Annotated in this window: 4 protein-coding genes; all 4 read right to left on the reverse strand. The window is 58.8% G+C overall.

Annotated features, from left to right (window positions below; genetic code table 11):
• Positions 1 to 2,026 (reverse strand): electron transport complex subunit RsxC (gene rsxC / locus RTY00_RS22075; protein ID WP_312666247.1); only part of this gene is annotated, 2,026 nt, incomplete at its 3' end.
• The gene (rsxB, locus tag RTY00_RS22080; RefSeq protein WP_008110257.1) at positions 2,019 to 2,600 is read right to left on the reverse strand and encodes an electron transport complex subunit RsxB; all 582 of its coding nucleotides are present in this window, start codon (positions 2,598 to 2,600) and stop codon (positions 2,019 to 2,021) included. The genes rsxB and rsxC, both read right to left, overlap by 8 nt.
• On the reverse strand, positions 2,600 to 3,181 hold the full coding sequence (rsxA, locus tag RTY00_RS22085; protein ID WP_008110256.1) for an electron transport complex subunit RsxA: 582 nt from the start codon (positions 3,179 to 3,181) through the stop codon (positions 2,600 to 2,602). Before rsxA ends, rsxB begins: the two co-directional genes overlap by 1 nt.
• 123 nt (positions 3,182 to 3,304) lie before the next feature.
• Positions 3,305 to 3,484: DUF2569 family protein (locus RTY00_RS22090; protein ID WP_312666249.1), on the reverse strand; the 180-nt coding region annotated here is incomplete at its 5' end.

Consider the following 3,484-nt stretch of genomic DNA (forward strand, 5'->3'; position numbering starts at 1 on the left):
TTTTGGCTTTCGCGCGCGCTATTGCCGCTTCAACGGCGGCTTTGCGCGGATCGACTTCAGCAGCAGGTTCTTCAGCTGGCGGCGTGGGAGGTGCCGGTTCAGCAGATTGTGCGGCAGCGGCGGCTTTCTTCGCTTTCGCACGGGCAATCGCCGCTTCAACGGCGGCTTTGCGTGGATCGACTTCAGCAGCAGGCGCGTCCGCTGGCGGCTCGACAGGTGCCGGTTCAGCGGCAGCGGTGGCTTTTTTGGCTTTCGCACGCGCAATCGCGGCTTCCACGGCCGCTTTGCGCGGGTCAACCTCAGCCGCAGGTTCAGCGGCAGGCGCGTCGTCAACAACCGGTGCGCCGGCTTTCTTCGCCTTCGCACGGGCAATTGCCGCTTCCACCGCCGCTTTACGCGGATCGCCAGATTGACGACTCAACGCCTGAGTTTCAGCTTGCTTCTCGGCCTGCTGCGCTAAGGCTTGTGCGTGACGCGCTTCGCGCTCAGCAGCATCCTGCTCCGGCGTTTTTTCCTGACGCGCTTTCACACGTGCCACAGCGGCGTCCCGTTCACCCTGGTCGCTGCGCGCCACACGTTGTTTCGCATTTTCATGACGCGCTTCACGTGCCTGTTTTTCGCGCTCCAGACGTGCCAGACGCGCTTCAAAACGCGCTTTCGCTTCGGCGGTGCGTTTCGCTTCGAGGTCGATGGCGCGCAGTTCCGCCTTCTCCTGGCGATAATATTGCACCAGCGGAATGTTACTTGGGCAGACGTAAGCGCAGGCACCACACTCAATGCAGTCATCAATATTATGTGCGCGCGCTTTTTCGTGATCGCCGCCCTGGCTGTACCAGAATAGCTGCTGCGGCAGCAGCTTGGCCGGACAGGCATCGGCGCAGGCGCTGCAGCGGATACAGGATTGTTCTTCCTGATCGTTGCCCATTTCGCTGGCGGATGGCGCCAGAATGCAGTTAGAGATTTTCACCAGCGGCACGTTCAACGACGGCAGGGTAAAGCCCATTAGCGGACCGCCCATGATCACCATCTGGCGCGAGCCCGGCGTAAAACCGGCATGCTGCAGCAGGTGACTCACCGGCGTACCGAGACGTCCCCAGACGTTGCGTGGGCGCGCCAGCGCTTCGCCGGTCAGCGTCACCACGCGTTCGGTGATCGGTTCGCCGTCAACGATGGCGCGTTTTACCGCCCACGCGGTTCCGACGTTCTGCATCAGCACACCGATATCGGTGGAGCGTCCGCCGTGTGGGACTTCGAGACCGGTAAGAATTTGCGTCAGCTGTTTCGCGCCGCCAGAAGGATACTTGGTGGGGATGACGCGAATCTGCAATTCACGATCGCCGCCCAATGCCTGTTTCAGTGCAGCAATGGCTTCCGGTTTATTATCTTCAACACCGATCAGCACGCGTTCCGCCTGCAATACCCACGCCAGAATGCGGCAGCCTTCCAGCACTTCGGCAGCACAATCCTGCATTAAACGGTCATCGGCGGTGATGTAAGGCTCGCACTCAGCGGCGTTGATGATCAGGGTTTTGACGCCGCGCAGGCCGCCGCGCAGTTTGGTGGCGGTCGGGAAGCCCGCGCCGCCTAAACCGGCAATGCCGGCATCGTGAATGCGCTTGACGGCCTCTTCACGCGACAGGGCGCGGTAATCGGGCTGCGGATCGAGCGTGGTCCAGCGATCTTCGCCGTCGGCACGCAGGAAAATGCACAGCTCGGAGAGGCCAGAAGGGTGCGCCGTCATGTGTGGCGCAATCTCTTCGATGGTGCCAGAGGTTGGAGCGTGTACCGGCAGCATGCGTCCGCCGCCAAAGGTCAGCGGCTGACCGCGCAGCACTTTGTCGCCGGGCGCTACGCAAATCTCGCCTTCATGGCCGATATGCTGTTTTAACGGGATGATAAAGCGCTCAGGCAGCGGTAACTGACTCAGCGGCGTGCCGTTGGACTGTGTTTTCATTTCCGGCGGATGAATACCGCCCTGAAAATCCCACAGCTTCTCTTTGCGGAACAGGTTAAACAAATTAAGCATGGGTTGTTTCTACCGGGATCACCCGTACAGGAATGGTGTCGAGATTCCACTTCCAGTTGGCCGTGGTGGTGGCAACCGGGCGCATCTCAATGCAGTCGGTCGGGCAAGGCGCAACGCAGAGATCGCAACCGGTGCAGACGTCGCTCAGCACCGTGTGCATGGCGCGCGTGGCACCGACGATGGCGTCCACCGGGCAAGCCTGAATACATTTGGTGCAGCCGATGCAGTTCTCTTCATCGATCCACGCCACGGTACGTATCGGCTCCAGCACTTCTGCGCCGCCGTCGAGCGGTTGCGGTTCAACGTTAAGCAGCGCAGCCAGCTTGAGCATGGTCTGCTCGCCGCCGGGCGCACACTTATTGATGGCTTCGCCGTTATTACCTACCGCATCGGCATACGGACGACAGCCGGGATAGCCGCACTGCCCACACTGGCTCTGCGGTAAAATCTCATCGATCTGTTCAACAATCGGATCTTCTTCCACCTCGAAGCGACGCGAGGCGTAACCGAGCAGGGCACCGAACACCAGGCCCAATGCAGCAAGTGCGACAATCGCAATCCAAATCGCGGTCATTAGAATTTCACCAGCCCGGTGAAGCCCATAAAGGCCAGCGCCATCAAACCAGCGGTGATCAGCGCAATCGAGTTGCCTTTAAACGGCGCAGGAACATTCGCCAGCACCAGACGCTCGCGCATGCCCGCGAACAGCACCATCACCAGCGAGAAGCCGAGTGACGCGCTGAAGCCATACAGCGCCGCTTGCAGGAAGGTGTGATTCAAATTAACGCTCAAGAGTGGCACGCCCAGCACCGCACAGTTGGTGGTGATCAGCGGCAAAAAGATTCCCAGCAGGCGATAAAGTGACGGACTGGTTTTGCGCACCACCATTTCGGTGAACTGCACGACAACAGCAATCACCAGGATGTAGGCGAGGGTACGCAGATAAACCAGATCGAGCGGCACCAGAATCAGGTGGTTCACCAGCCAGGCGCAGATCGCCGCCAGCGTGATAACGAAAGTGGTGGCAAGTCCCATGCCGATGGCCGTTTCCAGTTTTTTTGACACGCCCATAAAGGGACAAAGGCCGAGGAATTTGACCAACACGAAGTTGTTCACCAGCACTGTGCCAATAAAGAGAAGTAAGTAATCGGTCATTTTTTAACCTGGGAAGCCGAAAGGCGTCTATTATCCGGAATTGAGAGGTGCATCTCAACCTTCACCGGGTTTGTGTGGTCGTTGAGAGCACTCAGAATTAAATTGCTGACGAAACTCACATCATTATGGCTGGATAAACGTCTGTTTCACGCGTTGAGAGCGTTTGAAATAGGGCACAAACACCGCCGCAGCCAGCAGTGACAGCAGCAACGTCTGAATCGCCTTGCCGTCGGCAACGGGCGTGAAGGCAAAGGTTTTTAACGCCAGCAAAATCGTCATCAACAGCCACAGAATGTAGTGGCG

Origin of the sequence: Pantoea sp. CTOTU49201, from assembly GCF_032054795.1 — a bacterium.
Taxonomy (GTDB): domain Bacteria; phylum Pseudomonadota; class Gammaproteobacteria; order Enterobacterales; family Enterobacteriaceae; genus Pantoea; species Pantoea symbiotica.